The sequence below is a fragment of the Burkholderia theae genome, from assembly GCF_048565265.1.
Taxonomy (GTDB): Bacteria; Pseudomonadota; Gammaproteobacteria; order Burkholderiales; family Burkholderiaceae; genus Burkholderia; species Burkholderia theae.
The window spans coordinates 1,557,000-1,581,480 of the sequence record NZ_CP183462.1 but is presented as its reverse complement, the minus strand read 5'-3'; the positions used below and the strand labels follow the sequence as shown (position 1 = coordinate 1,581,480).

General features: G+C 67.0%; 20 protein-coding genes and 1 pseudogene. 12 read left to right on the top strand and 9 right to left on the bottom strand.

The window, feature by feature from the left end; translation table 11 throughout:
• Nucleotides 1–93: 93 nt before the first annotated feature.
• The 3 genes from ACN22W_RS24595 to ACN22W_RS24585 all read right to left on the bottom strand — a co-directional run bounded on the left by ACN22W_RS24595 (nt 94) and on the right by ACN22W_RS24585 (nt 2,652).
• The gene (locus ACN22W_RS24595) at nt 94–1,080 is read right to left on the bottom strand and encodes a hypothetical protein (RefSeq protein ID WP_419689739.1); all 987 of its coding nucleotides are present in this window, start codon (nt 1,078–1,080) and stop codon (nt 94–96) included.
• Nucleotides 1,077–1,799 (bottom strand): haloacid dehalogenase type II, encoded by a 723-nt coding sequence (locus ACN22W_RS24590; protein ID WP_419689738.1) that lies wholly within the window; start codon nt 1,797–1,799, stop codon nt 1,077–1,079. The genes ACN22W_RS24595 and ACN22W_RS24590 overlap by 4 nt, the downstream gene beginning before the upstream one ends.
• A gap of 214 nt (nt 1,800–2,013) precedes the next feature.
• Nucleotides 2,014–2,652 carry a hydrolase gene (locus ACN22W_RS24585; protein ID WP_419689737.1) on the bottom strand — a complete coding sequence of 213 codons (639 nt, stop codon included), beginning with the start codon at nt 2,650–2,652 and terminating at the stop codon, nt 2,014–2,016.
• A 203-nt stretch (nt 2,653–2,855) separates the two neighbouring features.
• Between ACN22W_RS24585 and ACN22W_RS24580 the strand changes: the two genes are divergently transcribed.
• Together ACN22W_RS24580 and ACN22W_RS24575 are read left to right on the top strand one after the other, a co-directional pair.
• Nucleotides 2,856–3,749 carry a LysR substrate-binding domain-containing protein gene (locus tag ACN22W_RS24580; protein WP_343495476.1) on the top strand — a complete coding sequence of 298 codons (894 nt, stop codon included), beginning with the start codon at nt 2,856–2,858 and terminating at the stop codon, nt 3,747–3,749.
• Nucleotides 3,750–4,161: 412 nt separating this feature from the next.
• Entirely contained in the window at nt 4,162–6,411 is a 2,250-nt protein-coding gene (locus tag ACN22W_RS24575) for a putative bifunctional diguanylate cyclase/phosphodiesterase (RefSeq protein ID WP_419689736.1), read from the top strand.
• A gap of 15 nt (nt 6,412–6,426) precedes the next feature.
• Here ACN22W_RS24575 and ACN22W_RS24570 read toward each other — a convergent pair whose 3' ends face one another.
• Complete coding sequence (locus tag ACN22W_RS24570) at nt 6,427–7,494, bottom strand: diguanylate cyclase domain-containing protein (protein ID WP_412024842.1); 1,068 nt, start codon at nt 7,492–7,494, stop codon at nt 6,427–6,429.
• A 58-nt stretch (nt 7,495–7,552) separates the two neighbouring features.
• Nucleotides 7,553–8,557 (bottom strand): chemotaxis response regulator protein-glutamate methylesterase, encoded by a 1,005-nt coding sequence (locus tag ACN22W_RS24565; RefSeq protein ID WP_419689735.1) that lies wholly within the window; start codon nt 8,555–8,557, stop codon nt 7,553–7,555.
• Between the two features lie 461 nt (nt 8,558–9,018).
• Between ACN22W_RS24565 and ACN22W_RS24560 the strand changes: the two genes are divergently transcribed.
• A complete protein-coding gene (locus ACN22W_RS24560; RefSeq protein ID WP_419689734.1) occupies nt 9,019–9,447 on the top strand; it encodes a hypothetical protein in 429 nt (142 codons plus the stop codon).
• 59 nt (nt 9,448–9,506) lie between these two features.
• Here the strand turns inward: ACN22W_RS24560 and ACN22W_RS24555 are convergent, their stop codons facing one another.
• Entirely contained in the window at nt 9,507–9,731 is a 225-nt protein-coding gene (locus ACN22W_RS24555; RefSeq protein WP_048246322.1) for a hypothetical protein, read from the bottom strand.
• Nucleotides 9,732–10,058: 327 nt separating this feature from the next.
• Between ACN22W_RS24555 and ACN22W_RS24550 the strand changes: the two genes are divergently transcribed.
• The 7 genes from ACN22W_RS24550 (at nt 10,059) to ACN22W_RS24520 (ending at nt 18,246) form a co-directional block, all read left to right on the top strand.
• On the top strand, nt 10,059–10,748 hold the full coding sequence (locus tag ACN22W_RS24550) for a DUF969 domain-containing protein (protein ID WP_129517039.1): 690 nt from the start codon (nt 10,059–10,061) through the stop codon (nt 10,746–10,748).
• Nucleotides 10,745–11,695, top strand: coding sequence for a DUF979 domain-containing protein (locus ACN22W_RS24545; protein WP_419689733.1), 951 nt, complete (start codon nt 10,745–10,747; stop codon nt 11,693–11,695). Before ACN22W_RS24550 ends, ACN22W_RS24545 begins: the two co-directional genes overlap by 4 nt.
• A 19-nt stretch (nt 11,696–11,714) precedes the next feature.
• Entirely contained in the window at nt 11,715–12,737 is a 1,023-nt protein-coding gene (locus ACN22W_RS24540; protein WP_419689732.1) for a DUF2891 domain-containing protein, read from the top strand.
• 141 nt (nt 12,738–12,878) lie between these two features.
• Complete coding sequence (locus tag ACN22W_RS24535; protein WP_048246325.1) at nt 12,879–13,202, top strand: hypothetical protein; 324 nt, start codon at nt 12,879–12,881, stop codon at nt 13,200–13,202.
• Nucleotides 13,203–13,561: 359 nt separating this feature from the next.
• Nucleotides 13,562–16,498, top strand: a complete 2,937-nt coding sequence (locus tag ACN22W_RS24530; RefSeq protein WP_419689731.1) for a molybdopterin-dependent oxidoreductase — start codon at nt 13,562–13,564, stop codon at nt 16,496–16,498.
• A 16-nt stretch (nt 16,499–16,514) separates the two neighbouring features.
• Nucleotides 16,515–17,261, top strand: a complete 747-nt coding sequence (locus tag ACN22W_RS24525) for a 4Fe-4S dicluster domain-containing protein (RefSeq protein WP_129517043.1) — start codon at nt 16,515–16,517, stop codon at nt 17,259–17,261.
• Nucleotides 17,262–17,298: 37 nt separating this feature from the next.
• On the top strand, nt 17,299–18,246 hold the full coding sequence (locus ACN22W_RS24520; RefSeq protein ID WP_419689730.1) for a dimethyl sulfoxide reductase anchor subunit family protein: 948 nt from the start codon (nt 17,299–17,301) through the stop codon (nt 18,244–18,246).
• A 342-nt stretch (nt 18,247–18,588) separates the two neighbouring features.
• Here ACN22W_RS24520 and ACN22W_RS24515 read toward each other — a convergent pair whose 3' ends face one another.
• A complete protein-coding gene (locus tag ACN22W_RS24515) occupies nt 18,589–18,975 on the bottom strand; it encodes a hypothetical protein (protein ID WP_419689729.1) in 387 nt (128 codons plus the stop codon).
• Between the two features lie 556 nt (nt 18,976–19,531).
• Here ACN22W_RS24515 and ACN22W_RS24510 point away from each other — a divergent pair.
• Nucleotides 19,532–19,750 (top strand): annotated as a pseudogene (locus ACN22W_RS24510) (phosphonoacetaldehyde dehydrogenase); the annotation flags it as partial.
• Nucleotides 19,751–19,804: 54 nt separating this feature from the next.
• Here ACN22W_RS24510 and ACN22W_RS24505 read toward each other — a convergent pair.
• Nucleotides 19,805–22,024, bottom strand: a complete 2,220-nt coding sequence (locus ACN22W_RS24505; RefSeq protein WP_419689824.1) for a TonB-dependent receptor — start codon at nt 22,022–22,024, stop codon at nt 19,805–19,807.
• A gap of 325 nt (nt 22,025–22,349) precedes the next feature.
• Between ACN22W_RS24505 and ACN22W_RS24500 the strand changes: the two genes are divergently transcribed.
• A complete protein-coding gene (locus ACN22W_RS24500; RefSeq protein ID WP_129517045.1) occupies nt 22,350–23,414 on the top strand; it encodes an asparaginase in 1,065 nt (354 codons plus the stop codon).
• An 89-nt stretch (nt 23,415–23,503) separates the two neighbouring features.
• On the opposite strand, the gene ACN22W_RS24495 is transcribed toward ACN22W_RS24500, so the two are convergent.
• Entirely contained in the window at nt 23,504–24,478 is a 975-nt protein-coding gene (locus tag ACN22W_RS24495; protein ID WP_419689728.1) for a LysR family transcriptional regulator, read from the bottom strand.
• Between the last annotated feature and the right edge of the window lie 3 nt (nt 24,479–24,481).

Here is a 24,481-nt window from a genome sequence, read left to right as displayed (position 1 = left end):
AAATCGATGCCAACCGTCGGAACACGACCGGCGACGATGCATTCTCGATCATGTCGCGGCGGCGGACAAGCCGGCGCGCGGGAGCGCCGGACGCTACGCGTAATAGATCTGACCGATATCCGTGTCGCGCACCTGGCCCTTGCGTTCGGCCTCGCTGCGGGCGTCGGCGAAATCGCGCGTGCACAGATCCGGGCGGCCCAGCGCATTCAGGATGCTCGACGTGCGCCACGCCGGCAGCCAGTCGGACCATGACAGCCGCACACCGATGATCAGGGCGAGCAGGACGCCCATCATCAGCGGCCCGCCCAGCAGCATCAGCAGGTCGAGCTCGAGGTCGGAAAACCCGCCGTCGCCGGTCCAGAGCACCAGGATCATCATCGGGACGACCAGGCAATTCACGCCGATGAACGACCATTTCCAGGCCAGCCACAGCGTGTGCGTCAGGCCGGCCAGCCCCGTATTGCCGCACGCGTAATCCATCGCCAGATAGCGCCGGTCGGGAGACGACAGCGCAAACAGGCGGCCCTGCCGGTTGATGACGGCCACGACCTCGTCGCCGACGTCGAAGCATTGCCCGCCCAGGAAGCCGCGATACGTTTGCCCGCCGATTTCGATTTCCACCGGAAGTTTGGCGAGGATGATCCTGCCGTTCTTGCCGACGGTCACGGACGCGTTCTGCGACACGTAGGTCTTGCTGTCGCGGATGTTCGCGTACGACCACGTTGCCGGATGCGCGATCTTGTCGGCCTCGGCATCCAGTTTCGCGAGGATGCTGTCTTCGCTGGTTTGCTGAAACACCAGCGCATTGGCCGCGGCGCCGTTGCCGGTCAGCGCGGCCATGATCGGCACCACGTTGTGCGTGAACCAGTAGCCGAGCGATTGCTTCCTGGCTTCCGGGTCGACCGGCCGTATCGGATGGCCTTCGGAACTGTCCTGATCCGGGCGCTCGAGGAAGCGTAGCGCGGTCAGTTTGCCTTCTACCAGATGCAGCGGAGATGACATGCGGGCACGCGAATCGGAAAGGGCAATGGTTGCGGAGTCTACCAGTCGCCGGGCGCACCCGGCGCACGCATCGCTCAAGCCGGGCAGCCGAGCCGGTCCGCGAGTTCGTTCAGGTCCTTGACGTCGAAGTCCCACGCATCGTCGGCTTGCAGGTCGGTCGTCTGGCCGGGCCCGTGTTCGGTCGGCCGCAGCACGAACGCGGTCGACAGCCCGAGCCGGCGCGCGGCGGCGAGGTCGCCGTTGTGGGCCGCGACGAGGCACAGCTCGGCCGGCGCGACGCCGAGAATCTCGACCGTGTCGCTGTACACCTGCGGCGACGGCTTGTACGCGCGGACGACCTCGGCGCCGAGGATCGCGTCCCACGGCAGCCCCGCGCGTTTCGCGACGTCGACCATCAGCCGGATGTTGCCGTTCGACAGCGGCGCGATGATGAAGCGCCGCTTCAACCGGTGCAGCGCGGCGACGGCGTCGGGCCACGGATCGAGGCTGTGCCATGCGAGGTTGAGCGCATCGATGTCCGCGTCCGGCACGTCGACGATCCCGTAGCGGTCGAGCGTGCGGACGAGGTTCTCGCGATGCAGCACGTCGAGCCGCACATAGCGCCTGCGCCCGCTGCGGATCTCTTCCATCGACGGCGAATATTCGGCGCGCCACGCGTCGGCGAACGCGAACGGATCGAGCGCGGGCGCGTAGCGATCCAGGAACGCGGCGGCACCGCGTGCGACGCCGCTTCTCCAGTCGACGATCGTTCCGAAGACATCGAAAACGAGCGCCTTGATTTCGGCAGGATGCGTCATGGTGATCCCATGAAAGTCGTTCGATGAGGACGCACATCACCGTGCCGCCGGAATGCGCGACACCGGTTCGATCGACATTGAATCACGGATACGAAAACGCGGCTTGGCGGGCCGCGATGCCGTCCGGGTGCTGCCGGAACGGATGAAACGGGCAGGGCATGGGCGCGCGCGGCCGCCGGCGGGAACCGGCCCGCGGCCGCGCGCGCCGGGCCGGTCAGCTCTTGTCGTACGAGAACTGGATGCCGGCGGTGCCGCCGGTTTCGATGAACAGGTTGATGAACGCCGGCACGGTGGCGCTGCGTGCCCAGTCGCGCTGCAGTTCGCAGAACAGCTGCGCGACGCTGATCATCTGGCCGCCGGCCTGCTCGATGCGGCGCAGCGCCGCTTCGTGCGCGGCGACCGACGTGCCGCCGACGGCGTCGACGACCACGTACACCTCGTAGCCGGCCTTCAGCGCGTCGAGCGCCGGGAACGTCAGGCACGCTTCGGTCCACAGCGCGGTCATGATCAGCTTCTTGCGGCCGGTCGCCTCGACGGCCTGGCGGAATTCGACGTCCTCCCACGAGTTGATGCTCGTGCGGTCGTAGGTCGGATAACCTTCGAGCGCCGCGCGCAGTTGCGGGATCGGCGGCTTGTTCAGGCCCGTCTTCACGTTGACGGTCGAGTGGACGATCGGCAGGTCGTACGCGACGGCCGCTTTCGACGCGCCGACGATGTTGTTGACCAGCAGCTGGCGATCCATCGACGCGATGGAGTTCACCTGGACCGGCTGGTAATCGATGACGATGAACGCCGCATTCTGCGGGGTGAGCAGGTGGTCGTTCGCCGGGTCGCGAATCGGTTCGCTTGCCATGGTTGCCTCCAGAGACAGTGCAGGAAATAAGGGGGAGCCCCGAGCTCGGTGAATCGGCCGGGCGGCCGAGGGAACCGGTTGAAATGACACCCTTCCCGGCCGCCTCGACAACGTCGATCCACGTCGAATCAAGATGCTATTCGTGCAACAACCGGCGTTCCAGTCCCTTAAAATGCCGTCAGTGTTCTATGAATGGAACAATCATGGATGACCTGAACGACCTCTACTATTTCGTGAAAGTGGTCGAACACGGCGGGTTCACGCAGGCGGGGCGCGCGCTGGATGTCCCGAAATCGACGTTGAGCCGACGCATCGCGGCGCTGGAGGCGCGGTACGACGTGCGGCTGCTGCAGCGCACGACGCGTCACTTCACGGTGACGGAAACCGGGCGCGAATTCTACGAGCGCTGCCTTGCCGTGCTGGTCGAAGCCGACGCCGCGCGCGAGGTGATCGAGCGCCGGCACGCGGAGCCGCGGGGCATCGTCCGCGTGAGCTGTCCGACCGCGCTGCTCGAATATCGCGTGAGCGAGCTCGTCGCGCGTTTCATGGCGACTCATCCGCAAGTGCAGGTGCATCTCGAGGCGACGAACCGCCGCGTCGATCCGCTGAGCGAAGGGTTCGACCTCGCGCTGCGCGTGCGTTTTCCGCCGCTGGAGGACAGCGATCTCGTGATGCGCATTCTCGGCGACAGCCCGCAGCGGCTGGTGGCCGCGCCGCAGTGGCTGGGCGGGCGCGCCGCGCCGTCGGACCCGGCCGAGCTGGCCGGCGCGCCGAGCCTCGACTGGGGGCCGGCGCGGCATCACGTGTGGCAACTGGTCGGGCCGAACGGCGAGCACGCGCAGTTGCGCCATCATCCGCGCTTCGTGACCGACGACATGCACGCGCTGCGCGATGCGGCGATTCACGGCGTCGGCATCGTGCAATTGCCGTGCATGGTCGTCGAGGACGACCTGCGCAACGGCACGCTGGTCGACGTGCTGCCGGGATGGGCGCCGAAGGGCGGCGTGGTGCACGCGGTGTTTCCGTCGCGACGCGGGCTGCTGCCGCGCGTGCGCCTGCTGATCGACTTCCTGGCCGAACACATCCGCAAGGATTGACGGGCGGCGCCCGCGGGCGTGTCGGTCGCGGCCGCGATCGATGCGCTGAAGGTCGTGACGCGCCCGCATCCCGGCGCGGACGATTGATCGGGACGGAAGCCGGGCGCCACCGCAATCCGACGAATCGATTTCAAAGGCGGCACGCGGAGGGGCCCGAGGCCGTCGCACGGCGCGCAAGTCTTTCGGCAAGCTGACTGGCGATCGCAAGCGCCGCCGCGACCGCGCGTAAGCCCTGATGCGCGCGGATGCGCGGGGTGTCACGGATTGGTGTTAAATGTATTTCGGCGCACCTTGGCTCGGTGCGCAACGGGGCGCACCGGGCATCGGCGTAAACCCGGAGCGAAAAACGGCACGAAGGATCGATAACGAATCGGGCGTATCAGACCCGGTCGAACAGACGGCAGGATTCAACTTGAATACCGAACCGCAAAGCTCTCGATACAGCCTCGGTCTCGCGGCGGAAGTACTCGCGTCCGAGCAAAGCGTGCTGAGGCTGATCACGCGCAACACACCGCTGCCGGAACTGCTGATCGAAGTCTGCCGGCGTGCCGAGACTTTGCTCGGCGACGGCGCATCCTGCACGATCCTGCTGCTCGATACCGACGGCGTGCACGTGCGCGTCGGCGCGGCGCCGTCCTTGCCCCCGCAGTACAGTGCCGCGATCGACGGCGCGTCGATTGGGTCCGCGGCGGGCTCATGCGGCACGGCGATGTACGAGCGCCGGATGGTCGCCGTCGAGGATATCGAAACCGATCCGCTGTGGGCCGACTACCGATCGTTCGCGTTGCCGCTGGGCTTGCGCGCGTGCTGGTCGGTGCCGTTCCTGGACGAAGCGGGCGCCGTGCTCGGCGCGTTCGCCGTCTATCACCGTCGGCCACGTCGTCCAAGCGATGAGGAAACCGAACTATTGCGCGACATCGGCAACAGCGTCGGCCTCGCGGTGCACCAGGACCGGATGGTGCGGCAGCTCGCGCGCAGCGAGGAACATCACCGGCTCGTCGTCAACAGCCTGAACGAAGGCATCCTCGTCGTGTCGCGCGACGGCGTCGTGGTCGCGAGCAACCCGAGCGCGAACCGGATGCTGCGCGTGAAGGGCGACCTCGTCGGCCGCCGGCTGTCGTCGGTGATCCTGCGCAAGCTGCAGGAGGACGGCACGCCGATCGCGCCGGACGACTGGCCGAGCCGGCTCGCACTCGAGACGGCCACGCCGATGCTCGACTACACGGTCGGCTTCGGCCTCGCGGACGGCGACATCATCTGGGTGCGCGGCAATGCGGTGCCGATCGTGAAGCCGGGCGAGCTTCAAGCCGACTCGGTGCTCGTATCGTTCAACGACATCGGCCCGGTGCGCGAAGCGCAGCAGCAGCTGCGCTACCTGGCCACGCGCGATGCGCTGACGGGCCTCTACAACCGCCGCTGGCTCGCCGAGCGCATGCGCGAACTGTTCGGCGATCGCGATGCGGCGGCCGGGCCCGCGCGCGTCGCGATCCTGTTCATCGATCTCGTCGGCTTCAAGAAGGTCAACGACACGGCCGGCCACGACGCGGGCGATGCGCTGCTGCGCAGCGTCGCGTCGCGGCTCGCGGCTTGCGGGGGCGGCCAGTACGCACTCACGCGCGTCGGCGGCGACGAGTTCGTGATCCTCGTCGACGACTGCGACGATCCGGAGCGCCTCGAGGTGCTCGCGCGCGAGGTGATCGACGTGATCGCGAAGCCGTTCGCGATCGCGAACAACGAGTACTGGCTCGGCGTGTCGATCGGGATCAGCGTCGCGCCGCGCGACGGCGACGACGCCGTCACGCTGATGCGCAACGCCGATTCGGCGATGTACGACGCGAAGCAGCGCGGCCGCAACCACTTCACGTTCTTCACCGCGCAGCTCAACCTGCGGCTGCAGCGCCGTTTCGCGATCGAGCAGTCGCTGCGGCGCGCGCTCACGACGGACATGCTGCGGCTCGCCTATCAGCCGGTCGTCGACGCGCGCAGCGGCCGCACGGTCGGCGCCGAGGCGCTGCTGCGCTGGACCAGCCCCGAACTCGGGCCGCTGTCGCCCGCGGAATTCATTCCGGTTGCCGAAGACACCGGGCAGATCGTCGCGATCGGCCAGTGGGTGCTCGAAACCGCATGCCGGCAGGCGGCCGAATGGCGCCGCACGATCGCGCCCGACCTGATGCTGGCCGTGAACCTGTCGCCGCGGCAGTTCCACGAAGGGCTCGTCGAATCGGTCGATCGTTGTCTCGCGCAGACGCGGCTCGATCCGTCCGCGCTCGAACTCGAGATCACCGAAGGACTGCTGATGAACGACACGGACACCGTGCTGCCGATGCTCGAAGCGCTCACGGACATGAACGTGCGGATCTCGGTCGACGATTTCGGCACCGGTTATTCGTCGCTCGCGTACCTGAAGCGCTTTCCGCTGCACAACCTGAAGGTCGACCGTTCGTTCGTGTCGGGCGTGCCCGATCATCACGATTCGGTCGCGATCACGCAGGCCGTGGTCGCGATGGCGCATTCGCTCGGGATGAAGGTCACGGCCGAAGGGGTCGAGACGCAGGCGCAATCGTGCTTCCTGCAGCAGATCGGCTGCGACATGCAGCAGGGCTACCTGTTCAGCCGCCCGCTGGACCCGAACGACTACGCGCGCCGGCTCGGCGCCGCGTGAACGCGGCGCCCGGGCTCATTCGCCGGGCGGCGCGCCGAACCCGCCGGCGCCCGGCGGTGTCGGCGTCAGATCGATCTCGACGCGGTTCTTGCCTTCGTGCTTCGCGCGATACAGTGCGCGGTCGGCCGCCTCGATCAGCGTGGTCGTCGGCATGCCGGGCGCCGGCACGATGGTCGCGCCGCCGATGCTGATCGTCACGGTGTTGCCGGTCGACGAATGCGCGTGCCGCAGCCGCAGCGCCTCGACCGCGAGGCGGATCTTCTCGCCGAGCAGCCGCGCGGCGCCCGGCGACGTGGCCGGCATCACGACCGCGAACTCCTCGCCGCCGAAGCGCGCGGCGAGGTCGCCCGACTGCCCGAGGCAGCGCTCGATGGTCGATGCGATCTGCTTGAGCACGCTGTCGCCCGACACGTGTCCATACGTGTCGTTGTACAGCTTGAAATTGTCGACGTCGATCATCAGCAGCGACAGCTCGCTGCGCTCGCGCGTGCCGCGTCGCCATTCGGCGGCCAGGTATTCGTCGAGATAGCGCCGGTTCGACAGCCCGGTCAGGCCGTCCGAGTGCGTGAGGCGCCGCAGTTCGAGATTGGCCTCGAGCAGTTGCTGCTGCGATTGCCGCAGCGCGCGATAGGCTTCGTCGCGCTGCAGCAGGTTCATGTACGAGCGCGAGTGGTAGCGGATGCGCGCGACGAGCTCGATGCGGTCGGGCAGCTTCACGAGGTAGTCGTTCGCGCCGACCGCGAACGCGGCGCTCTTGATCACGGGCTCTTCCTGCGTCGACAGCACGATGATCGGCACGTCGCGCGTCGCCGGATTCGCGCGGTACTCCTTCACGAGGCTCAGCCCGTCGGTGCCGGGCATCACGAGGTCCTGCAGGATCACGGTCGGCCGCGTCTCGATCGCGGTGGCCATCGCGTCGTCCGAACGCGGGCAGTAATGGAAGTCGATGCCGTCCTCGTCGACGAGCGCGCGCCGCACGGCTTCGGCGACGATCGTCTGGTCGTCGACCAGCAGCACCATCGCCGGCACGTCGGCGTGCGGCGTGTACGGGCTGCCCGGCGGGCGAGTCAGGTCACTGGTCATGATTGATGCAGGTTGTTGCAAGGGCAGGCATGGGTGTTGCGCGTGTTCATCGTCGGGCTCAGATCCGCGCGAGCGTCGCCAGCTCGCCCGCGATGCGCCCGAGCGGCAGGATCGCGCGCGCCGCGCCGAGCGTCGCGGCCGCCTTCGGCATGCCGTACACGGCGCTGGTCGCCTCGTCCTGCGCGATCGTGTGGTAACCCTTCATCCGCAGCGCCTTCAGGCCGATCGCGCCGTCGCGTCCCATCCCCGTGAGCAGCACGCCGATCACGCGGCCGGGCCAGTGCTCGGTCAGGCTGTTGAAGAACACGTCGACCGACGGCCGATACGGCGTGGCGGCCGGCTCGCGGGTGTATTCGAGCGTGCCGGATCGGGTGATGCGCAGGTGATCGTCGGTCGCGGCGAGCAGCGCGACGCCCGGCTGCGGGCGGTCACCTTCGCAGGCGACGCGCACGGTGAGCGGGGTCTGGCCGTCGAGCCATTGCGCCATGCCTTCGGCGAACGCGCGGTCGACGTGCTGCACGATCACGATCGGCGCGCTGAAATCGGCCGGCAGGCTGCCGAGGATCGACGCGAGCGCGCCGGGGCCGCCGGCCGATGCGCCGATCGCGACCAGCGGGCCGCCGCCTGCCCCGGTGGCCGTGGCGGCGAGGCGCGTGCCGCCCGGCGCATCGAGCAGCCGGCCGATCTGGTCGATCTTCGCGAGCAGCAGTTCGGTCGTGTCGCCGGCCGCGCCGTCGCCGAATCGCGGCGTATCGACCGCGTCGAGCGCGCCGGCGCCCATCGCTTCGAACACGCGCCATGCGTTCGCGCCGATGCAGCTCGTCACGATCAGGATTGCGCACGGTCGTTCGGATCGCATGATCCGCCGCGTCGCTTCGATCCCGTCGAATTTCGGCATGATCAGGTCCATCAGGACGACGTCGGGCGGCTGCGTGGCGCACAGTTCGACGGCTTGCGCGCCGTCGGTCGCGACCCACAGCACGCGGTGCTCGGGCCGTCGCGCGATCGCGCGGCGCATCGCCTCGACGGCTAGCGGGAGGTCGTTGACGATGCCGATGTTCACAAGCGGAATTCTCCGGTCGGTTCGTAGTGTTGGAGGTAGGCCGGGTTCATGGAAGGGGCTGCCTGTTCGGTGCCGCCGGGCGGGTTATCGGCGGCCGGACGGCGCGGCATTCTTTTCGGTTGGCAACGCCCCGCATGCTGTCATGCGGCGCGGGCGGCGGCAACGAAAAATTTGTGCCATGCGCCGTTTCAGTGCGTTTCCTCTATGGTGCACGGTAGGTCGGGGGGCGGCCGATGCACGCCGCGCGGCCCGCGAAAACCGGTCGCCGGCTGGCTGGCCCGCCGTACGCCGTGCGATCATGGCGCGCTGTTTGCCCCTTCTACCGAACGAATGCTGCCGAGCGACATGAACGAGAAACCCCGTTTTCGCATGACCGTGCGGGCCATCTTCGCGTGCTTGTGTGTCACGTCATCGGCAGGGCGGCGCGGCATCGGCGGGGAACCGGCCGCAAGGCGGGCGCCGTGACCGCGCCCGACACCACGCTCGTCAGCCGCGATCCGTACGCACCGGTCGTGATCGAGCGCGACGGCCGGTTGCTGTACCGGATCGACATCGAGAGCGGGCACGCATCGTTCTACCGCGAGTTTCCGGTCGACCGCGACGCGCTGCGCGTGCTGCGCGACGACGCCGAACGCTACTACTTCCTGTTCGCGGTGCTTCACCATCCGTACCAGCTGCGTGCGACGAACCTGTCCGACGCCGAGCGCGAACGCTACTTCAGCACGATCCTGTTTGCGGGGCGAGACGAGGTCGAGGCGTTCATGACCCAGCTCGACCGCGGCAGCAACGGCGCCGTGTCGAACCTGCTGAGAATTTTCACGCAGGCCGACTACGGGCAACTGCGCGCGGGCCGGTGGTTCGGCATGGGCGCCGGCACGCCGGCCGCATAACGGCACCCGGACGGGCAACCGGCCGCGCACCGGATGCACGGCCGGGCCGTCGATCGCCGTCAATGGCTGCGCGCGTACCCCTGGATCAGCGCGCGCATCATCCCTTCGACCGTCGCATCGAGCAGGTCGGATTCCTGCTCGGACTCCTCGACGAGCGCGGCATAGGCGGTCGCGAGCGTCACGCGGTCGACTTCATTGCGCTGTTCCATCAGCGTCACCATCCCGTCCTTCGCCAGATGAGCGGAGAACGCGCGGCTGCCGATGGTCTGGAATACGTCAATCATGGCGGCTCTCCCGTACGTTGCAGATGCTTTCCAGTGTAGTCGGCGCACCGGGGCTCCGCCACGCGCGGCGGCCGGCCGCGCGCCGCGCCCGGGCAGGAAATCCGTGTCGCGATCGACGCGCCCGCGGCGGCCAGCCGGCCATCGATTCTTCCGATGAAACGCCGCCCACACACGGCCCGGACGGGTTTTCAACGTTTACCCGAAGCAGCAAATTGTCGACTTTTTATCGATAAAGTCTCGTGTTAGATTTCGCGATTCGAGCCCGGTCCAAACCGGGCAGGCGGCGCGTTGCGAAGGCGTCGTGGATCCGACACAAGGAGGAGAGCAATGCTGGTGCTGATTGGGGTGCCGATCGTCGTGATCGGTTTCGCGCTGCGCTTCAACGCGCTGCTGGTGGTCACGATCGCGGGGCTCGCGACGGGGCTGGCGGGCGGGCTGAATCTCGTCGACATCGTCAGCGCGTTCGGCAAGGCGTTCACCGAAAACCGCTACATGGGGCTCATCTGGCTGACGCTGCCGGTGATCGCGCTGCTCGAGCGCAACGGGCTCAAGGAGCAGGCGAGGCGGATGATCTCGCGCGTGCAGGCGGCCACCACGGGCCGCGTGCTGATGCTGTATTTCGTGCTGCGCCAGGTGACGGCCGCGCTCGGCCTCACGTCGCTCGGCGGGCACGCGCAGATGGTGCGGCCGCTGATCGCGCCGATGGCCGAGGCCGCCGCCGTCAACCGGCACGGCGAGCTGCCCGAGTCGGTGCGCCAGCAGATCCGCGCGCATGCATCGGGCGTCGACAACATCGCCGTGTTCTTCGGCGAGGACATCTTCATCGCGATCCAGTCGATCCTGCTGATCAAGGGCTTTCTCGAACAGAACGGGATCGTCGTCGAGCCGCTGCAGGTGTCGGTGTGGGCGATCCCGACCGCGATCGCCGCGCTGCTGATCCACTGCACGCGCCTCGCGCTGCTCGACCGCCGGCTCGCGCGCGGCTTCGGCTTGCTGGGGCAGGAGGGCGCGCGATGATCGGCCTCGAATCGCTGTACACGCTCGCGGGGCTGATGTTCGCCGCGTTCGCGTACTTCAACCTGACGGACCGCACGAACCCGCGCCGCGTCGTCAATTTCGCGTTCTGGGGGATCTACGCGGTCACGTTCCTGTTCGGCGCGAAGCTGCCGCATTTCGTGACGGGCTGCCTCGCGATCGCGCTCGCGGTGATCGCCGGCTCGGGCAAGCTCGGGCGCGGCAAGTCCGACGAGGCCGGCGAAGCGGCGGCCGTGCGGCGCGAAACCCTCGCGCAGCGCTTCGGCAACCGGCTGTTCCTGCCCGCGCTGCTGATTCCGGTGGTCACGCTGATCGGCACGTTCGCGCTGAAGCTGTTGCCGTTCGTCGATCCGAAGAGCGTGACGCTGATCTCGCTCGTGCTCGGCACGATCGTCGCGTTCGTCGTCGCGCTCGCGATGCTGCGCGATTCGCCCGTGCATGCGCTGAGGGAAGCGCGCCACACGATGGACGCGGTCGGCTGGGCCGCGATCCTGCCGCAGATGCTCGCGGCGCTCGGCGCGCTGTTCGCGGTCGCGGGCGTCGGCGGCGTGGTGTCGGGGCTCGTGAAGGACTGGGTGCCGATCGATTCGCCGTTCGCGGTCGTCGCGGCCTACACGGTCGGCATGGCGCTGTTCACGATGATCATGGGCAACGGCTTCGCCGCGTTCCCCGTGATGACGGCCGGCATCGGCCTGCCGCTGATCGTCCACCAGTTCCACGGCAACCCGGCGATCGTCGGCGCGATCGGGATGCTGAGCGGCTTCTGCGGTACGCTGATGACGCCGATGGCCGCGAACTTCAACATCGTGCCGGCGGCGCTGCTCGAACTGAAGGACAAGAACGGCGTGATCAAGGCGCAGTGGCCGACGGCCGTGCTGCTGCTGGCCGTGAACACACTGCTGATGTATGCGTTCGTATTCCGCTTCTGACTCGATGGACGAGATCCTCATGACCGACCGACTCACGCCCGAACTCGCATCGAAATTCGCGTCGCTCGCGCTCGCGCACCTGACTCGCGAATATCCGAACAAGCTCACGCATTCGCTCGAAGGCCCGCATGACGTACAGGGGCCGCGCGCACTGCATCCGATCTTCTACGGCAGCTACGACTGGCATTCGTGCGTGCACGGCTACTGGCTCGTGCTGCGCGTGCTCGAACGTTATCCGGCGCTGCCGGAGGCCGAGCGCATCGTCGCGATCGTCGACGCGCACTTCACCGACGCGAACGTTGCCGGCGAGCGCGCGTATCTCGCGCTGCCGCACAACAGCGGCTTCGAGCGGCCGTACGGCTGGGCGTGGCTGCTCGCGCTGTCCGCGCAGCTCGAACGGCTCGCGCTGAAGGGCGCGCTGCCGCAGGCCGCGCGCTGGGCGAAGGCGATGGCGCCGCTCACCGACCTGTTCGTGTCGCGTTTCGAGACCTTCCTGCCGAAGGCGACCTATCCGCTGCGCGTCGGCACGCACTTCAACACCGCGTTCGCGCTGGCGCTCACGCTCGACTTCGCGCGCGACACGCAGCGCGACGGGCTCGCGGCGCTGATCGTCGATACCGCGAAGCGCTGGCATCTGAACGACGTCGCATGCCAGGCGTGGGAGCCGTCGGGCGACGAATTCCTGTCGCCCGCGCTGATGGAGGCCGAGTTGATGCGGCGCGTGCTGCCGGCAGCCGATTTCGACGGCTGGTTCGCGCGCTTTTTGCCGGATCTCGCGCGCGGCGAGCCGGCGACGCTGTTCGAGCCGGCGACGGTCAGCGACCGCAGCGACGGCAAGATCGCGCACCTCGACGGGCTGAACCTGAGCCGCGCGTGGTGCCAGCGCGCGCTCGCCGGTGCGCTGCCGGACGGCGATGCGCGGCGCGCGAAGCTGCTCGACGCGGCCGACCGGCATCTCGCGAGCGCGCTCGCGCACGTGGCCGGCGACTACATGGGCGAGCACTGGCTCGCGACGTTCGCGTTGCTCGCGCTGGAAGCGTAGCGCGCGCCGTTGCGCTAGGTGCAACGGGAACGAAACCCCGCCGGCGGCAAGGTCATCGGCGCGCGGCTATACTCGCCGCTCGGGCCGCTTCGCGCAGCATGCGTTGCGCGAAGCGACCATCCGCCAGTTCGCCGCCTCTTCATGGACAAGCTCATTTCCTACGTCGCCGCGATTCACGGGCTCGCCGGCCCGGTGTCGATCGTGTCGCACGCGACCTCCCACGACCGCTGGACCGACGACGACGTCGAAGTCACGCGCGACGAAACCGAATACCGCTTCGACAACGGCGCCATCGTGCGCCGCTCGGTCGAGCAGGATCGCGCGCCTTCCGACCTGCTGTGCGCCGAATGCTGGATCGACTACGACGTGCTGCGCCATCCCGATGCGCGGCCGATCAGCCCGTCGCGGCTGACGTTCGACAACGCGTGCCGCGAAACCTTCTGGCTGCGTTATCACCTCGCTTGAATTCTTGACTGTCTGACCTCGGGCGGCCGCGTCGCGCATCTTCGACACGTTCTCCAGCAAATCGTTGAGCGTCGCGTACGGGCTGACGCGCCGCGGCCGCGAGCATCTCGACGACAGCGAACTTGCTCGCCTATCCGCCGCGGTAACGCATGACGCCGAAGGCCTGGCCGTGAGCCGGGCCTTCGCGCATGCGGACCCTGTCCAGGCCCGATGGATTGTCTAGCCAACTATCAGGCCGCCCGATAGGACCGATCGGAGGATGCGACTTTATGTCGGCCGCGCGCCGGCATAGCATGGATGAACCGATTCACGGGTGCGCCCCGGCGGGGCGCACCATCATCCGCGAACGAGGACAGACGATGGAGCATCGAGCACGCGAGCGCGACGAGCAGGCCGAGATCAAGACGACGACGTGCTACATGTGCGCGTGCCGCTGCGGCATCCGCGTGCACCTGCGCGACGGCGAAGTGCGTTATATCGACGGCAACCCCGAGCATCCGCTGAACCAGGGTGTTATCTGCGCGAAAGGTTCGTCGGGAATCATGAAGCAGTATTCGCCCGCGCGGCTCACGCAGCCGCTGATGCGCAAGGCGGGCGCCGAGCGCGGCGACGCGCAGTTCGAGCCCGTGTCGTGGGCGGTCGCGTTCGACGTGCTCGAAAAGCGGCTCGCGCACCTGCGTGCGACCGACCCGAAGCGCTTCGCGCTGTTCACCGGCCGCGACCAGATGCAGGCGCTCACCGGCCTGTTCGCGAAACAGTTCGGTACGCCGAACTATGCGGCGCACGGCGGGTTCTGCTCGGCGAACATGGCGGCCGGGATGATCTATACGATCGGCGGCTCGTTCTGGGAATTCGGCGGCCCCGATCTCGACAACGCGAAGCTGTTCTTCATGATCGGCACCGCGGAGGATCACCATTCGAATCCGCTGAAGATCGCGCTCGGCAAATTCAAGCGCGCGGGCGGGCGCTTCATCGCGATCAATCCGGTGCGCACCGGTTACGCGGCGATCGCCGACGAATGGATTCCGATCCGCCCCGGCACCGACGGCGCACTGTTCATGGCGCTGATGCACGAGCTGATCGCGCGCGACGCGTTCGACGTCGAATTCGTGTCGCGCTTCACGAACGCGGCCGAGCTGGTCGATCAGCGCGACGGCGCCGACACGTTCGGGCTGTTCGTGCGCGATGCGGCCGCGCCGGAGGTCAACGCGCTGTATCCGCAGAACCGCATGTGGTGGGACACGAAGACGAACCGCGCGGTGCTGCACCACACCGACGGCGCGGAACCGGCGCTCGACGGTCGCTACACGCTCGACGACGGCACGCCCGTCGTGCCGTCGTTCACGCTGCTGCGCGAACAGGTGGCCGGCTGCACGCCTGAATGGGCGGCCGACATCACCGGCATCGCGGCCGACACGATCCGCCGCCTCGCCCGCGAAATGGAGACGGTCGCGCGCGATCACGCCATCGAGCTGCCGGTGCGCTGGACCGATTCGTGGGGCAAGGAACACGCGACGGTGAAGGGCGTGCCGATCGCGTTCCATGCGATGCGCGGGCTTGCCGCGCATTCGAACGGCTTCCAGACGATCCGCGGGCTCGCCGTGCTGATGTCGCTGCTCGGCACGATCGACCGGCCGGGCGGGTTCCGGCACAAGACGCCGTATCCGCGCGCGGTGCCGCCTTCGGCGAAACCGCCGAACGATCCAGCCCAGGTGAAGCCGAACACGCCGCTCGCCACCGGCCCGCTCGGCTGGCCGGCGGGCCCCGAGGACCTGTTCATCCATCCGGACGGCACGCCCGCGCGGCTCGACAAGGCGTTCTCGTGGGAATACCCGCTCGCGGTGCACGGGCTGATGCATTCGGTGATCACCAATGCGTGGCGCGGCGATCCCTATCCGATCGACACGCTGCTGATCTTCATGGCCAACATGGCGTGGAATTCGTCGATGAATACGACGGAAGTGCGCAAGATGCTGGTCGACAAGCGCGACGACGGCGAGTACCGGATCCCGTTCCTCGTCGTGTGCGATGCGTTCGCGTCGGAGATGACGGCATTCGCCGACCTGATCCTGCCCGACACGACCTACCTCGAACGCCACGACGTGATGTCGGTGCTCGACCGGCCGATCTCCGAATTCGACGGGCCGGTCGACTCGGTGCGCGTGCCCGTCGTGCCGCCGACCGGCGAATGCAAGCCGTTCCAGGAAGTGCTGATCGAGCTGGCGAGCCGGCTGAAGTTTCCGGCGTTCACGACGGCCGACGGACAGCGCAAGTACCGCGACTATCCGGATTTCGTCATCAACTTCCAGACGGCGCCGAACTCCGGCACCGGCTTCCTGATCGGCTGGCGCGGCAAGCACGGCGACAAGGCCGTCGTCGGCGAGCCGAACCCCGACCAGTGGCAGCGCTACGCGGAGAACAACTGCGTGTACCACCACCGGCTGCCGGAACCGCTGCAGTACATGCGCAACTGCAACGGCCCGTACATGCAGTGGGCCGTCGACAACGGGATGCGCAAGTTCGGCGTGCCGATCGTGATCCAGCTCTACTCGGACGTGATGCAGAAATTCCGGCTCGCCGCGCAGGGCCGCACGTCGGGCCGCCAGCCGCCCGACCATCTGCGCGAGCGCATCGCGCGCTATTTCGATCCGCTGCCGTTCTGGCATCGGTCGCTCGAAAGCGGGCTGACCGACGCGAACCGCTATCCGCTCGCGGCGATCACGCAGCGGCCGATGGCGATGTACCACTCGTGGGATTCGCAGAACGCGTGGCTGCGGCAGATCCACGGCGAGAACCACCTGTTCGTGAACCCGCTGACGGCCGTCGCGCAACAGATCGACGACGGCGCATGGATCTACGTCGAATCGCCGTGGGGCAAGGTGCGTTGCCGCGCACGCTACAGCGAGGCGGTCGAACCCGGCACCGTGTGGACGTGGAACGCGATCGGCAAGGCGGCCGGCGCATGGAACCTCGGGCCCGAAGCGGGCGAATCGCAGCGCGGCTTCCTGCTCAATCACGTGATCACCGACGAGTTGCCGGATGCGGCCCGCGCCGGTGCACGGATGTCGAACTCCGATCCCGTGACGGGGCAGGCCGGCTGGTACGACGTGCAGGTGCGGATCTATCCGGCCGAAGCCGATGCGGCGACGACACTGCCGCAGTTCGCGCCGATGCCGCCGCTGCCCGGCACGCCGCGCGTGCTGCAGCGCGTGCAGGCGTATTTCGCGGGAACCGGCGCATTCGCCGCGCGGCTGCGGCGCGCGGCGTCGGCCGGTTCGCAGTCAGACGATAGCTGATCGAAGGAGCGCAACCATGACCCAGATGGCCCTCGTCATCGACCTGAACGTATGCGTCGGCTGCCATGCCTGCGTGACGAGCTGCAAGGAATGGAACACGTCGGGCGAGGCCGGCAGCCTTGCCGACCTGCGCCCGTACGACGACGACCCGTCCGGCACGTTCTTCAACCGCGTGCAGACCTACGAAGCGGGCGTGTTCCCGATGACCGACACGATCCACTTCCCGAAATCGTGCCTGCACTGCGAGGACCCGCCGTGCGTGCCCGTGTGCCCGACCGGCGCGAGCTACAAGCGCAAGTCGGACGGGATCGTGCTGGTCGACTACGACAAGTGCATCGGCTGCAAGTACTGCGCATGGGCGTGCCCGTACGGCGCGCGCGAGCTCGACGAAGGCCGCAAGGAGATGACGAAGTGCACGCTGTGCGCGGACCGCATCGACAACGAAGCGCTGCCCGAACGCGACCGCAAGCCGGCCTGCGTGCTCGCCTGCCCGACGTCGGCACGGCTGTTCGGCGACGTGCACGATCCCGACTCGGAGGTGTCGCGCGCGATCCGCGAACGCGGCGGTTATGCATTGATGCCCGAATGGGACACGCGGCCGTCGAACCATTACCTGCCGCGCGTGAAGACCGAAGCGTCATGCGGTTGCGGCAGTGGCGGCGGATGCGGCAGCACGTCGGGCGGCGGCGACGCGGACGAGTCGTTCGAGGCACGCGCGGCGCGCGGCGACATCGATCTCGTTTCGCTGGCGACGCCGCGCTGAGCGCGTTGTTTTTCATTCAGATCCGGACGGAGTTCCCATGCGCCCAGCCTTTTCGGTCGTTTTTCTCACCACGCTGTGCGGCGCCGCACAGGGCCTGCTGCTGACGCTCGTGATCGTCGAGGCGCTGGCGCGGCTGGCCGGCGTCGACGTGGCCGCCGCGTTTTACGTGACCGGCGCGGCGCTGTCGGTCGCGTTCGGCGTGCTTGGCCTGTTCGCGTCGTTCTTCCATCTCGGCCACCCCGAACGCGCGTGGCGCGCGATCGCGATGTGGCGCACGTCGTGGCTGTCGCGCGAATGCATCGCGCTGCCGGTGTTTCTCGCGTGCGCATTCGCGTATGGCGCGGCGCACCTGTTCGGCTGGCCCGGCACGCTGCTGATCGGCGTGGCCGGCGCGCTCGCGAGCGTCGCGCTGTTCGTGTGCACCGCGATGATCTACGCGTGCCTGCGCTTCCTGCAGGAATGGGCGAGCCCGCTGACGCTCGTGAACTTCGTGCTGCTCGGCTGCGCATCGGGCTGCACGCTCGCGACGGCGTGCGCGGCCTGGCTTGCGCCGGCACTGGTCGGCCGGCTCGCGGCAGCTGCCTGCGTGCTGACGCTCGCGGGCGGCGTGACGCGGCTCGCATCGCTCGCGCGCAATGCGCGGTTGCGACCGAAGTCGACCGTGCAGAGCGCGACGGGCATCCGCAATGAAAAGGTCGAGCAGAAATCGCGCGGCTTCACGGCCAGCGCGTTCAATACGCGGGAGTTCTTTCACGGGCAGGGCAACGGCACGCTGCGCGCGGTGAAGGCCGGTTTCCTGATCGGCGCATTCGCGGTGCCGTTCGTGCTGACCGGTGCGGGCGCGCTCGCGCCGACGTCGGTCGCGGCAGCCGTCGCGCTCGGCGCGGCGTTCGTGATCCAGTATGCGGGGCTGGTCGCGGAACGCTGGTTCTTCTTCGCGGACGCACGGCATCCGCAGAACATCTATTACCAGCGCGCGTCGTGACGATGCGTATGCGCCGCCGCGTGGCGTGGTTCAGGACGCTTCTCCCCGGAAGCGCGAGCACGTAAGGGAAGGCGAAACGATTTTCGTCGCGATGCCGGGAACGGGGACTCGATATAACCGGAGATTTGACGGAGCGCAGTGTTATCGATTTTTCTCGTAATTACCGTTTTTGTTTTTAATTCGATGGGGTGTGAATAAATGACATTTCGGTGACGGTTGTTGTTTCGATCGAATAACTAGAGGTGGTGTCCGGAACAACGAAAGGCAGCCGAACACCCCCGATCAAGGTCTATCTATTGTTATTTACTGTGTTGTTGATTATCGATGCCACGGTGAACCGATTCAGGGGCAACGGCCCCATACCACCTTGGTCAGAATCGGCGTGGAGCTTCCATTCAGGTAGATCGACACCTTGAGCCCATGCGGAATGAGCGATCCGCAAGTTTGTGCGCAGGCCTTGATGGTGGCGCTGACCGGAATGTGGACGGGCGACGTGACGCAGAAGTTGCCGTAAACAGGGATGTTGAAACAGATCTGGTTGGTGCTCTGGTTGTACGACGCCGCGACGCACACGGAGAGCTTGAGCGCCTCGACGCCCTGAAGTTGCGCCTGCGTCTCGCTGCTCAGCGCCTGGGTCGACTCTTCGAATCCGCGCGTCGCGAAGTCGGGTACGTGTTGCCCTTCTGCTTCCTGATTGCAATTTTCGCAACCGCTTGCCGTATTGCTCATTTTTTGCTCCATATTGAATCGATAATTGACATGGGATGCGGCGATTTTTCAGATATTTCACCGCAATTCGTGCGGCATGTACTCGAATGAAACGGTAAACATTCGTAAATCAATGGAAAGTAAGGCCGAGTATTCGGATGCCGTGCCGCGAAATCATTATCGAATTTCGTGATTTAAATTCAAGCTGCGTGAATTGGCAGGGTGAGATCGGGAAATTTAAGCGTCGATTATTTCGTCGGGCATTCGCCGCGTCCGTCACGCGCCGTGCGGCGGGCGTTTGCCGTGAATCGATTCGCATCGTGTAACGCCGCTATCGAAGAAATCATTTCGTCGTCACATGCGATTCATGAAACCGGGCGGGTTGTCGACACGCTCGGAGGAGCGTCGCCCTCGCTTTCCTGTCGCTGATGCCGGCATCGAGGCCGGCACACGTGCATGGCCTGATACGCCGGCGTGGGCGACGCTGTGCCGCTGCCTCGAATACGAAGGGCTGGTTGTGGTTCGCTGACTTGCGACGCGGCAGGCAAGGGTGTGCCGACGATCGCGCCACACAAGGCCGACAGTGATCGAGCGCGTGACGCCGATCACGTGCTTTCGCGACGTCGACCATGCATCGTCGTCGTCGGTCTGCACGAACCGCTTCGACAGCATCACGCGCTTCATCACCGAACTGGAAGTCGGTGGCGTGAAGGATTCGGGGCTGGGCTACAAGGAGGGCGTGCAGGAAGCGATGAAGCGCTTCACGAACGTGAAGACGGTTTCGCTGCCGTGGTGAGCGCGGCGGGGAAGGGCGCGTCGCGCCTTCCCGTCGCAACCGGCGTGACCGGTATTACTGATAGAAGTTGAGCGTGACCATCGCCGAACGGCCCGGCGCCCACGTCGCGTAGATCGGATACGCGCTCGCGTAATACTTCTTGTCGAACAGGTTCTGCACGTTCAACTGGACGTCCATCGTCTTGTTCACGCGCCACGCTGCGGCCGCGTCGAAGCGGGCGTAGCCGGGCGTCCACTTCTTCACCGTCGGCGACACCGATGCGTAGGTCTTGCTCATCACCGTCGCGCCCGCGCCGAGCGTCAGCTTCGGCATCACGTCGTAGCTCGTCCACAGCGTGAAGCTGTGCTTCGGCACCATCACCATCGGCAAACCCGAGCCGCCCGGATTGCCGGGGCCCGCGTCGACCGTGACCGCGTTCAGGTACGTATAGCCGCCGAACACGTGCCACTTGTCCGTCAGGTTGCCCGCGAAGCCGAGTTCGGCGCCGCGCACGCGCTGCTTGCCCGCGTTGATCGTGTGGCCGAGGCCGTCGCTGACCTGCGCATTGGTTTTCTCGGTGTCGAACAGCGCGGACGTCAACGACAGCTGCTGGTCGATCACGTCCCACTTCGCGCCGACCTCGATGTTGCGCGTGCGCTCGGGCGTCAGGTTCTGGTTGTTCGCGGTGATCTGGTCGGTGCCGCCGCCGAGGCCGCCGTTCGAGCCGGGCGGGTTCGACGACGTGCCGTACGACGCATACAGGCTCACGGTGCGCACCGGCTTGTACACGAGGCCGAACTGGTAGCTGAACAGGTTCGACGTGTTCGACAGGTCGGCCGCGCCGGCCTGCTTCGCGTTGAGGTCGTAGCGGTCGAAACGCAGCCCCGCGTTGAAGAGCCACTGCTCGGTCAGCTTGACCGTGTCGAAGAGGTACGCCGACGCGGTCGTCGTGCGCGTGTTGGTCGTTGCGCCGGGGAAGCTCTTGTCGCCGTTCAGCACGATATTGCCGGTCCACGGCATGTTCGGGTTCCAGCCGCCCGCGAGCGGCGTGCAGTTGCCCGGCACCGTGCACGGTCCGCCCGAGCGGATGTTGTTGCCTTTCGCATCGGTGACGAGGTAACCCTCGTAACGGTTCTGTTCGAGGCTGAACTCGACGCCGGCCGTCAGCGTGTGCTGCATGCCGAACAGGTTCGTGCGGCCGGTCACCTCGGTCTGGTTCGCGATGCCGTTCGTCGCGTACTTGCCGCTCTTCGCCTGCAGGCTCAGCATGTTCGGATTCGACGCGAGGATCTGCGGATTCGTCGCCACGTAATCGAGCGTCGTGCGGCCGAACATCGTCGTGTTCTTCAGCTTCCAGTCGTCGTTGATGCGATGCTCGACGCGCACTTCGCCGGTGTCGGTCTGCCCGTAACGATAGTCGCGCGTGTTCAGCCCGAAGAACTGCCCGCGATCGGTCGGCACCGGCGTGCCGCCCGACGCACGGAACGGCACGCTGAAGTCCGGCATGTCGTACGAGTTCATGTGGTAGTAGCTGACCGTGACCGTGGTCGGCGTGTTCAGCCCGAACACGATCGACGGCGCGACGCCCCAGCGCTTGTTGTACACGTCGTTGCGGCCGGCCTGGTTCGCGTCGTGGCCCATCACGTTCAGGCGCACGGCCGTCGTGTCGTCGATCTTGCGGTTCGCGTCGACCGTCGCGCGCTTGTAGCCGTCGGTGCCGAAGCCGATGCTGCTGTTGATGAAGTTGTCGTTCTTCGGCGTCTTCGTGACGATGTCGACGCTGCCGCCCACCGAGCCGCGGCCCGCGTAGACCGAATCAGGGCCCTTGATCACGCTGATCTGCTCGACCGCGAACGTCTCGCGGTTCTGCAGCCCCGAGTCGCGCATCCCGTCGACGAAGATCGAGTTGCGCGATTCGAAGCCGCGGATCACCGGACGGTCGGCCGACGGGTTCGCGGCCGCATCGCCGCCGAGGAACGTGATGCCCGGCACCGAACGCAGCGCGTCCGCGAACGACGTGACGTTCTTTTCCTTGATCAACTGCTCGGGGATCACCGTCACCGAACGCGGCGTATCGAGCAGCGGCGCGGTGAACTTGTACGACGGCGAACGCTTCACCTGCATGTCCGACAGCGCGGACGACTGGACCGCGATCGTCGGCAGCGTCGCAGGTGCGTCGGTGGCAGGGGCGGAGGCGGGAGCGGTTTCGGCGGAGGCGAGCAGCGGCGTCAGGAAAACGGAGCAGGTCAGCGCCGACACGAGGGCGCGAGGCCTCGTCTTGAACTGGGCAGGCATATCGGGAAGCAACGGAAGGTTCGGTGATCGGGCGCGTTTTCGCGAGGCGGGCGGCACTGGACCGGCACATCGGAAAGCGTCAATGTAAATGCGTATGATTCGCGTTAGCGAATGCAATTGTACGAATTGGTACCAAATATGTAAACACTTGAATGGTTTTTGTACTAAATCAGTCAGGTTTTCGCGGGCGGCGCGGTTGCCTTTGCGTCGCGTGCAACACCGCTTTCCATGGCTCGACCGGCGCGCGGCGGCGGTGACTCGATACACTGCGGTACCGGTTGGACGGGCCCCGGCAAGCAGGCCCCGAGCAAGGAGACAACACACGATGGACACCCAACGCGCAGCGGTCGTCACGTACCGCGGCAATGCGATCGAGAACACGCACGTCGCCCATGTGGCGGTGGTCGATGCCCGCGGCAGGTTGCTGGCCCGGTTCGGCGATCCGTTCCGGATGACGCTCGCGCGCTCGGCGGCCAAGCCGGCCCAGGCACTGTCGGTGATCGAGACGGGCGCGCCCGAGCGCTTCGGCTTCGACGACGCGGACATCGCGCTGATGTGCGCGTCGCACAGCAGCGAGGACCGGCATATCGAGCGCACGCGGGCGATGCTGGCCAAGGTGGCCGCGCACGAATCGGACTTGCGTTGCGGCGGTCATCCGCCGTTGTCCGACGCGGTGTACCGGTCGTGGATCAAGCGCGACTACACGCCGACCGGCGTGTGCAGCAACTGTTCGGGCAAGCACGTCGGGATGCTGGCCGGCGCGCAGGCGATTGGCGCCGCGATGGCCGACTACCATCTGCCCGACCATCCGATGCAGGTGCGCGTGAAGCATGTCGTGGCCGACGCGTGCGGGTTGCGCGACGACGAAGTCGATTGGGCGATCGACGGCTGCAACCTGCCGACGCCGGCTTTTTCGCTGGATCGTCTGGCACGTCTCTATGCATCGCTGGCCGACGGCGCGGACGCGGTGGAAGCGGGCGGCGGTGCGATTACCGAGCGCGTTCGCGCGCTGGCGCGCATTCATCGCGCGATGACCGCGCATCCCGAACTGGTCGCCGGCGACGGGCGCTATTGCACGGTGTTGATGAACGCGTTCGACGGGCAGGTCGTCGGCAAGCTCGGCGCGGATGCGTGCTACGGGATCGGCGTGCGTGCGTCGGAACGCACGCGGCAGCTCGGCGCCGACGGCGCGCTCGGCCTGTCGGTGAAGATCGAGGACGGCAATCTCGACGTGCTCTACATGGTCGTCAGCGAAATCCTCGAGCGGCTGCAGATCGGCACGGCCGCGCAGCGCGCGCAACTGGCCGGCTTTCATCGGCCGCGGATGCTCAACACGAAGGGCGTCGAGTTCGGGCACGTCACGTTCCCGTTCGAACTGCAGCCGGCCTGAACGCGGTCGCCGCGCCGATGCCGCCGGCCCGCGATCCGGGCGGCGTGCGTCGGTGCCCGCCTGCGTGCTGACCGATGCGAACGCGCGCGCTACGCGCGTTCGCCGCGAATCTTCGTCAGCTCCAGTTCCGACAGTTCGCCGATCTGCGCGAGGTGTTCCGCGAGAAAATCCTTCAGCACGCGCAGCTTCGCCGAGCTGCGCCGGTTCGCCAGATACGCGATGTAGATGAATTCGCCCGTCAGCCGGTTCTGCAGCCGGTAGCGCGGCAGCACGGCTTCGAGCCGGCCGCTCGCGAGCAGGTCGCGCACCAGCCAGATCTCGAACTCCGCGATGCCGAGCCCCGCGCAGGTCGCTTCGAGCAGCAGCTCCGAATGGTCGGTGACGAGATTGCCGGCCGGCAGCACGCTGTGCTGCGCGTCGCCGTTCACGAGATCCCAGCGCGGATCGCCTTCGGGGTGCACGTAGCGCAGGCAGTTGTGGTGCTTCAGGTCGTCCGGCGTCGACGGGCGCCCGCAGCGGTCGAGATAGCCGGGCGTCGCGCACAGGATGCTGTCGTTGCGCGACAGCCGGTGGACGACCAGGTTGTCCAGGTAGTTCTCGCCTTCGTGAATGTCGAGATCGAAGCCGCCGGCCACGAGGTCGTTGTGGTTGTCGGTGAGCCGCACGTCGAGCTGGATCGTCGGATAGCGCGCGAGAAACGGCGCGACCAGCGGCGCGAGATGACGGCGGCCGAACGCGACCGGCGCGGTGAGCTTCAGCGGGCCGCTCGGCCGCGCATTCAGCTCGGCGACGACACGCAGCGTGTCGTCGAGATCGGCGATCAGCGTGACGGCGCGTTCCAGGTAGATGTGGCCGGCCTCGGTCAGCGTCACGCTGTGCGTGGAGCGGTGCAGCAGCGCGACGCCGAGCGATTCCTCGATCGCCGTCACCTTGCGCGCGACGGTCGATGTCGACACGTGCATCTCCTTCGCGACCGCTGAAAAACTCCCGGTTTCGACCACCCTGACGAACGCGCGCATCGCGCCCACATGATCGATGCCGGTTTCTCTCGCGCCTTTTTTCATTCG

Coding starts and splice junctions, on each gene's coding strand:
- ACN22W_RS24545 (WP_419689733.1), top strand. CDS start 10,745: ATGATCGGCCTCGAATCGCTGTACACGCTCGCGGGGCTGATGTTCGCC.
- ACN22W_RS24535 (WP_048246325.1), top strand. CDS start 12,879: ATGGACAAGCTCATTTCCTACGTCGCCGCGATTCACGGGCTCGCCGGC.
- ACN22W_RS24520 (WP_419689730.1), top strand. CDS start 17,299: ATGCGCCCAGCCTTTTCGGTCGTTTTTCTCACCACGCTGTGCGGCGCC.
- ACN22W_RS24590 (WP_419689738.1), bottom strand. CDS start 1,799: ATGACGCATCCTGCCGAAATCAAGGCGCTCGTTTTCGATGTCTTCGGA.
- ACN22W_RS24515 (WP_419689729.1), bottom strand. CDS start 18,975: ATGAGCAATACGGCAAGCGGTTGCGAAAATTGCAATCAGGAAGCAGAA.
- ACN22W_RS24540 (WP_419689732.1), top strand. CDS start 11,715: ATGACCGACCGACTCACGCCCGAACTCGCATCGAAATTCGCGTCGCTC.
- ACN22W_RS24550 (WP_129517039.1), top strand. CDS start 10,059: ATGCTGGTGCTGATTGGGGTGCCGATCGTCGTGATCGGTTTCGCGCTG.
- ACN22W_RS24525 (WP_129517043.1), top strand. CDS start 16,515: ATGACCCAGATGGCCCTCGTCATCGACCTGAACGTATGCGTCGGCTGC.
- ACN22W_RS24570 (WP_412024842.1), bottom strand. CDS start 7,494: ATGACCAGTGACCTGACTCGCCCGCCGGGCAGCCCGTACACGCCGCAC.
- ACN22W_RS24505 (WP_419689824.1), bottom strand. CDS start 22,024: ATGCCTGCCCAGTTCAAGACGAGGCCTCGCGCCCTCGTGTCGGCGCTG.
- ACN22W_RS24585 (WP_419689737.1), bottom strand. CDS start 2,652: ATGGCAAGCGAACCGATTCGCGACCCGGCGAACGACCACCTGCTCACC.
- ACN22W_RS24495 (WP_419689728.1), bottom strand. CDS start 24,478: ATGAAAAAAGGCGCGAGAGAAACCGGCATCGATCATGTGGGCGCGATG.
- ACN22W_RS24555 (WP_048246322.1), bottom strand. CDS start 9,731: ATGATTGACGTATTCCAGACCATCGGCAGCCGCGCGTTCTCCGCTCAT.
- ACN22W_RS24500 (WP_129517045.1), top strand. CDS start 22,350: ATGGACACCCAACGCGCAGCGGTCGTCACGTACCGCGGCAATGCGATC.
- ACN22W_RS24580 (WP_343495476.1), top strand. CDS start 2,856: ATGGATGACCTGAACGACCTCTACTATTTCGTGAAAGTGGTCGAACAC.
- ACN22W_RS24530 (WP_419689731.1), top strand. CDS start 13,562: ATGGAGCATCGAGCACGCGAGCGCGACGAGCAGGCCGAGATCAAGACG.